At 61.1% G+C, this 283-nt stretch carries 1 protein-coding gene; it reads right to left on the bottom strand.

Annotated elements, in window-relative coordinates; genetic code table 11:
• Positions 1-121: 121 nt before the first annotated feature.
• A partial coding sequence (locus QMX93_RS30905; RefSeq protein WP_282359361.1) for a dTDP-4-dehydrorhamnose 3,5-epimerase family protein occupies positions 122-283 on the bottom strand: 162 nt, incomplete at its 5' end.

Here is a 283-nt window from a genome sequence, read left to right on the forward strand (position 1 = left end):
GGCCACAACAGCGGCGCCAGACACAGCGCCAGCAACGCAAGGCTGCGCCAGCGGGGTCTGCGGGGAAGGGTTGGTTTCATGCCGAATGCGCCTGAGGGGAACAGGCGCATTATGCCTAGGCTCAGGCGAAGACGTCAGCGTCCTTGAGCATCGCGGCAGGCTTATCCTTGGCGGACTGCTTCGGCGCTTGGTCCATCTGCCAGTCGATGCCCAGAGCAGGATCATCCCAGCGAATGCTGTGCTCGGACGTTGGGTCATAGTAGTTGGTGGTTTTGTACAGGAA

The sequence above is a fragment of the Pseudomonas sp. PS01303 genome, from assembly GCF_029959385.1.
GTDB lineage: Bacteria > Pseudomonadota > Gammaproteobacteria > Pseudomonadales > Pseudomonadaceae > Aquipseudomonas > Aquipseudomonas rustica.